This window comes from uncultured Brachyspira sp., assembly GCF_944390595.1.
Taxonomy (GTDB): Bacteria; Spirochaetota; Brachyspiria; order Brachyspirales; family Brachyspiraceae; genus Brachyspira.
Genome location: NZ_CALXRN010000045.1, coordinates 1 through 6,606, shown reverse-complemented (window position 1 = coordinate 6,606; position 6,606 = coordinate 1). Strand labels below are relative to the sequence as shown.

The following is a 6,606-nucleotide window of genomic DNA, read 5'->3' as shown; positions in this document are numbered from 1 at the left end:
CCTAGTATGATATACTTTATATTGTTAGATTTATTTAACTTTTAAGAGGTTTGTAGATTATGAAAATGACTTTAAGGATAGGCGGTATGCATTGTGCTGCCTGTTCAAGGGCAGTTGAAAGAGCATTAAAAAAAACAGAAGGCATAGATGAAGCAAATGTTAATATAGCTACAGAAAAAGCTGTTTTAAATTTTGATGAGAATAAATTAAAATATAACGATATAGTTAATGTTATAGTTAAAGCAGGGTATCAGGTATTAGGCAAGGAAGAAGACCCTTCAGAAAGAAAAGCTAAAGAGATAAAAGAACAGAAAATAAGGCTTATAATATCAGCCATATTTTCTATACCGCTTTTTTATATATCAATGGCGCCTATGGTAAGTTTTGTTAAATTCCCAATTCCTAGTTTTTTGGTGCATCATATTAATCCTCAAGTTTTTTCTATAGCAGCAATATTTTTATGTGTACCTGTTATGATATCAGGTTATAAATTCTATACATTAGGTTTTCCTGCACTTTTCAGAGGCTCTCCAAATATGGATTCGCTCGTTTCAATAGGAACAACCGCAGCATTCGCTTACAGTATTTATTCTACTGTTTTGGCATTTATGGGACTTAATCCTCATGGTGAAAACCTATATTATGAATCATCAGCAGTTATAATAACATTAGTACAGTTTGGAAAATACTTAGAGGCTAGAAGCAAAGGAAAGACAGGAGAAGCAATTAAAAAACTTATGGGACTTCAGCCTAAAACTGCTACTATAATAAAAGAGGGAGAAGAGAAAGAAATAAAAATTTCAGATGTAAAGGTAAATGATATATTATTAGTTCGTCCTGGTGAGAAAATTCCTGTTGACGGCGAAATAATAGAAGGATACAGCAGCGTAGATGAATCAATGCTTACAGGTGAGAGTATACCTGTTGAAAAAAGTGTAGGCGATAAAGTAGTAGGAGCTTCTATAAATAAAACAGGAAGTTTTAAATTCAAAGCTCAAAAAGTAGGAGCTGATACCGCATTAGCACAGATTATAAAATTAGTAGAAGATGCTCAAGGTTCAAAAGCTCCAATAGCGCATATTGCAGATGTTGTGTCTTCATACTTTGTACCTGCTGTAATAACAATAGCATTAATTTCTGCTGTAATATGGTTTATAGCTTTGCATGATTTTGTATTTTCTTTAACTGTATTCGTATCTGTACTTGTTATAGCTTGTCCTTGTGCCTTGGGGCTTGCTACACCTACTGCAATAATGGTTGGTACAGGAAAAGGAGCTGAACTTGGAATACTTTTTAAAAATGCAGAAGCCTTAGAAGTTTCAGAAAAAATAAATGCTGTGATGTTCGATAAAACAGGTACTCTTACAGAAGGAAAGCCTTATGTTACAGATATTGTTTCTGATGATAAAGATAAACTTCTTTTAATAGCGGCAAGTGCTGAAAATGGAAGCGAACATCCATTAGGTGAAGCTATAGTAAGAGAGGCTAAAGAAAAAAATATTAAACTTTTAAATATAGAAAATTTCAAAGCCATAGCTGGTTTTGGTATAGAAGTATTTATTGATAATAAAAAAGTTTTAATGGGCAATGATAAGCTTATGAACAAAGAAAATATAAATATAGAAAATTATAATTCATATATGGATAAACTTTCAAAAGAAGGTAAGACTCCTATGTATGTTGCTTATGACAATAAACTTTTAGGTATAATAGCAGTTGCTGATAAATTAAAAAAAGAAAGCATCGAAGCAATAAAAAGACTTCATAAACTTGGCATAAAAACTGCAATGATTACAGGAGATAATAAAAACACAGCTAATTCAGTAGCAAAAGAAGCCTGTATTGATATTGTATTTGCGGAAGTATTGCCTGAAGAAAAATCTAATGAAGTAAAAAAACTTCAGGATCAAGGCTTAACTGTTGCTATGGTAGGCGATGGTATAAATGATGCTCCTGCTTTGACTCAGGCTAATGTAGGTATAGCTATTGGAAGCGGTACCGATGTTGCTATTGAAAGTGCTGATATAGTATTAGTAAAATCAAATACAAATGATGTTGTAACTGCAATAGAATTAAGCAAGGCTACTATGAGGGATATAAAACAAAATTTATTCTGGGCTTTTTGTTATAATGTGCTTGGAATACCAATTGCTGCAGGAGTTTTGCATGTGTTTAGGGAACCTTTAATAGCTTCATCAATTGGGAATTTTTTAGTTTCTATTTTGGGCAAAGACTTACTTTTAAATCCAATATTTGCTGCACTTGCTATGAGTTTAAGTTCTGTATGTGTAGTTACTAATGCCTTAAGGCTCAACTTTTTTAAATCTAGCCGATCATAATTTTTTGTATCATACTTACTCCGTAAACAGTCATAAAGATTTTATTTTTATGGCTGTTTTTTATAAAAGTGTTATAAATTTTTATAAAAAATAAAAATATCAGAAACTTTTCATTATATAATTCGTCTAATAAAATAAATAGCATACTATATATTATATAGATTGTAATAGGAGGAGAATTGTATATGAAAAATACAATTAAAATAGTTGTAGATATAATAATGACTATTCTTTTTTTTGTTTTAATGGCGTACCGTTTAACAGGACGTACTATGCATGAATATTTGGGTTATTTAATTTTTATCTTTTTTATACTTCATCATATACTAAATTTTAATTGGTACAAAAATTTGCCTAAAGGAAAATATAATTTAAATAGATCATTGAATACATTTATAAATACCATGCTTTTTATATGTATGCTTGGATTAATTATAAGCGGAATATTATTTAATAAAAACGTACTCGAATTTTTTAATATTGGTGATATAAAAGTATTTAATAAAAAATTACATATAGTTTGCAGCTATTGGGGATTTATATTGATGTCTGTGCATCTAGGAATGCATTGGGGAATATTTATAAATATGAGTAAAAAAATGATAAATATAAAAAAACAAATATATTTAATAATAGGTTTGTTAATAGCGGTATATGGAGTAGTTTCATTTATAAAAAGAGGTTTTTACATAAAAATGTTTTTAATTGCAAAAGTTCCTGCATTAAAAGAGCCTGCTGTATTTTTCTTTATGGATCATATTGCTATAATGGGACTATTTATATTTATTACTTATTATTTACATATATTAAATAATAAATTAATTAGTAAAAATACTTCAAAATGAATACCTTGATTAATATGCAATGATAATTTTTTAAATCATATTTTTCCCAAAAAAATGCCATAGGAATTGTTATAATCCCTATGGCATACTTTATTATTATTTTTTTATTTATTCATCCATTAAATCAACTTCTACATTGGAAATCTTTTCAAGTATTTCATTATAACTCATTTGAGCCAAAGAACTGTCGCTTCCGCAGGCTATATATAAATCATTAAAACGCGACATACTTTTATCAACAAGTATATCTATTTTAGTTTTATCAATTCCGAAAGGACATACTCCGCCGAAAGTAAATCCTGTTAAATTAAATGTATCTTCTGCACTTGCAAAACTAGTTTTACATCCGAAATATGCACGCATTTTTTTAGATGATATTTTTTTATCCCCTGAAGCTATGATCATTGCAAAATTTTTTTTAGCAGGCTTTACTAATATAGATTTAGCTACCTGTCCTTTTTCTATATTTAATGTTTTGGCTGCATCCTCTACGGTTTTTGTAGCACCAGCCTCATCAAATTCTTTATATTCTATATTGAGTTCTTTTAAAGCATTAAGTACCTTTTCATTAATCATAACTTTATCCTATAAATTAAAAATTTAATGGTTCATAATTGTTTGTTTTAGCATATTCTATTAAGCTTAAAATTCTCTCTTTACATCCGCCGCATCCGGTAGAAGCTGCTGTTTTCTCAATTACTTCTTCAATAGAAGTAATTTTATTATCTGCTATAGCAGTATATGCAGTTCTATATGATACATTCTTGCAATAACATAGTGTTTTATCATAATTTATAGATGTTTCATTTTTTAAATATTCTACATCATGTTCCATACATATCTCCCATTATAATTGTAATCTTATATATTATAATATAATAAATTAAATATAAATATGTAAAAAATAAATAACCTTATGACTACATAATATATTTATTTCGATTAAAAATCAATTATATTTACTATTGACAATAATTTTAGTATGATATAGTTTATTATGTTTAAAATTATTTTGGGAATATGGTATGGAAGATAATAACAAAAAACCTTCTTGGTATACGATGTTTTTTTCATTCTTTTATATAGGTCTTGTTACAATAGGAGGAGGGCTTGCTATGCTTCCTATTATGGAAGATGAATTTGTTAATAAGAGAAAGTTTTTAACCAAAGATGAAATAATAGATGTATTTGCCCTTGCACAAAGTATACCAGGTGTTATAGCTGTAAATACATCGCTTTTAACAGGATTTAAAATAGCAGGTATATTCGGCGGAATAATGGCAGGAATTGGGGTTATGATGCCTTCATTTATAATTATATTAATCATTGCACCTATATTTGAGAGATTTCAAAATACGGAATATGTAAATAAAGCTTTTTTAGGTATCAGAGGTGCCATTGCAGGACTCATACTTCTTTCTGCTTTTGGTATGGGAAAACAGGTTATGAAAGATAAATTTACAACTTTTCTTTTTATATTAAGTTTCATACTAGTTGTGTTTTTAAATTTCAATGTTATATATACATTGCTTATTGCTGCTTTTATAGGATGGCTGTATTATATAATAAATAAAAATTTTACAAAGAAAAATAATTAATCGGAATTGTGTTATGATTTATGTAAGACTTTTTTATATATTTGCAAAATTAGGACTTTTTACTTACGGCGGAGGATATGCTATTATAGCATTGCTTCTTGGTATATTAAAAGAATATAATTGGATTACATCTTCAGAATTTTCTAATCTTGTGGCAATATCGCAGATAACACCAGGACCTATTGCTATTAATGCGGCAACATTTGTAGGGTATAAAGTAGCTGGAGTTTTAGGATCAGCAGTTGCAACATTCGGTATATTTATTCCTGCTTTCATTATCACTATGATAGTATCTAAGTTTTTCTATGCAGTTAAAAACAATGAGCAGTTTAATAGTATAATGAATGCTTTACGTGTAGCTGCTGTTGCTCTAATTGCTTCTGCTGTTGTAACTTTTACCAAGGATGCTTTCTTTGTTCAGCTTACAGAAACTTCTATTTTAAGAAATATTGATTTTGTTCAAAACATTTTTAAATATATTAGTCCTATAGGAATATTTATATTTGCATTATCAATATTTTTGAAAATAAAAAAAGTTCCTATATTAGCCATAATAGTAATTTCGGCTGTTTTGGGTATAGTTTTGTACTGATAATTTTTATTATTTGCTATGACGATAATTATAACATTTAGGACTCTTTTTTATGAAATTAAAAATATCTAATTTTGCAAAAGTAGAAGAAGCAGATATAAAAATAGACGGCATAACTGTTATATGCGGAGATAATGATACAGGCAAAAGTACGATAGGAAAAATTTTATTTTCTATATTTAATTATGATGATTATAAAAATCTTGTAATAGAAGAAGATTTAAAGCATAAAATATTTAATATATTAAAAAAATTAAATATAAAAAATAAATTTGGGGTTTCTTTTCTAATTCCTAAAAATAGTCCAATAATAGATAAAATATACCATTATATAAATGATTTATCTAATGATATGTCGTCAGATAAATTAATTAATATAGTAAAAAGTAATATTAAGAAAGAAGATATTATTTTAGTTGATGATAAAATATTTGATGAAATATCAGAAAGTATATTGGAAATTATTTCTGTAAAAAATAGTAAATTAATATTAGAAATAATGAGTGATTATTTCGGAAATATTTTTGAATATCAAATTAATAATCTATTCAATAGAAATGAAAATGCCAAATTAGAGTTAGAAATAAAAAATCAAAAAATGAATATAGAATTTAAAAATGATGAATGTGTAAAATTTGATTCTGATTTTAATATTATTCATAATGCATTTTATATTGATAATCCATTTATTATAAATTATATAAATAGTGATATTGATACAGATAATTTTATTTTGAAAAAAACTATAGATGATTTTGTATCTGATGATAATAAAAATATATTTGATTCAGTAAAGAATAAAGAGATTCTAGAAAAAGTTTATGATGTACTTAATAGTATTATGAATTCAAAAATTATAAATAAAGATGATGATTTTTATTTGCATTACAATGAAAATGATATTGAAATAAAATTGGGAAATCTTTCAGCGGGATTAAAATCTTTTGTTATAATAAAAAGGCTTTTAGAAAATGGTTCTTTGAATGAAAAAGATGTTCTTATATTAGATGAGCCTGAAATACATCTTCACCCAAAATGGCAGCTTATATATGCTGAGCTAATAGTTTTATTACAAAAATATTTTAATTTGACTATTACAATAACAACACATAGTCATTATTTTTTGGAAGCTATTAATAGATTTTCAAAAAGGCATAATATAGATGAAAGGGTTAATTTTTATATCACAGAATTATCAGAAAATAAATGTAATATAGTATTTAAAAATGTTA

Annotated in this window: 7 protein-coding genes; 5 read left to right on the top strand and 2 right to left on the bottom strand. The window is 27.0% G+C overall.

Annotated elements, in window-relative coordinates:
- Positions 1–59 precede the first annotated feature (59 nt).
- Together Q0J90_RS02415 and Q0J90_RS02410 are read left to right on the top strand one after the other, a co-directional pair.
- Positions 60–2,339: a heavy metal translocating P-type ATPase gene (locus Q0J90_RS02415; RefSeq protein ID WP_297276391.1), complete on the top strand. Its 2,280-nt coding sequence runs from the start codon at positions 60–62 to the stop codon at positions 2,337–2,339.
- A gap of 185 nt (positions 2,340–2,524) precedes the next feature.
- Positions 2,525–3,184, top strand: coding sequence for a DUF4405 domain-containing protein (locus tag Q0J90_RS02410; RefSeq protein ID WP_297276390.1), 660 nt, complete (start codon positions 2,525–2,527; stop codon positions 3,182–3,184).
- A gap of 108 nt (positions 3,185–3,292) precedes the next feature.
- Here the strand turns inward: Q0J90_RS02410 and Q0J90_RS02405 are convergent, their stop codons facing one another.
- Positions 3,293–3,757 carry a YbaK/EbsC family protein gene (locus tag Q0J90_RS02405; protein ID WP_028329036.1) on the bottom strand — a complete coding sequence of 155 codons (465 nt, stop codon included), beginning with the start codon at positions 3,755–3,757 and terminating at the stop codon, positions 3,293–3,295.
- 19 nt (positions 3,758–3,776) lie between these two features.
- Positions 3,777–4,019 (bottom strand): (2Fe-2S)-binding protein, encoded by a 243-nt coding sequence (locus Q0J90_RS02400; protein ID WP_297276389.1) that lies wholly within the window; start codon positions 4,017–4,019, stop codon positions 3,777–3,779.
- Between the two features lie 190 nt (positions 4,020–4,209).
- On the opposite strand from Q0J90_RS02400, the gene Q0J90_RS02395 reads away from it, so the two are divergent.
- The 3 genes from Q0J90_RS02395 to Q0J90_RS02385 all read left to right on the top strand — a co-directional run.
- Positions 4,210–4,782: a chromate transporter gene (locus tag Q0J90_RS02395; RefSeq protein WP_297276388.1), complete on the top strand. Its 573-nt coding sequence runs from the start codon at positions 4,210–4,212 to the stop codon at positions 4,780–4,782.
- Between the two features lie 13 nt (positions 4,783–4,795).
- Positions 4,796–5,374, top strand: a complete 579-nt coding sequence (locus Q0J90_RS02390; RefSeq protein WP_297276387.1) for a chromate transporter — start codon at positions 4,796–4,798, stop codon at positions 5,372–5,374.
- Between the two features lie 52 nt (positions 5,375–5,426).
- The coding region (locus tag Q0J90_RS02385; protein ID WP_297276386.1) for an AAA family ATPase at positions 5,427–6,606 on the top strand (1,180 nt) is incomplete at its 3' end.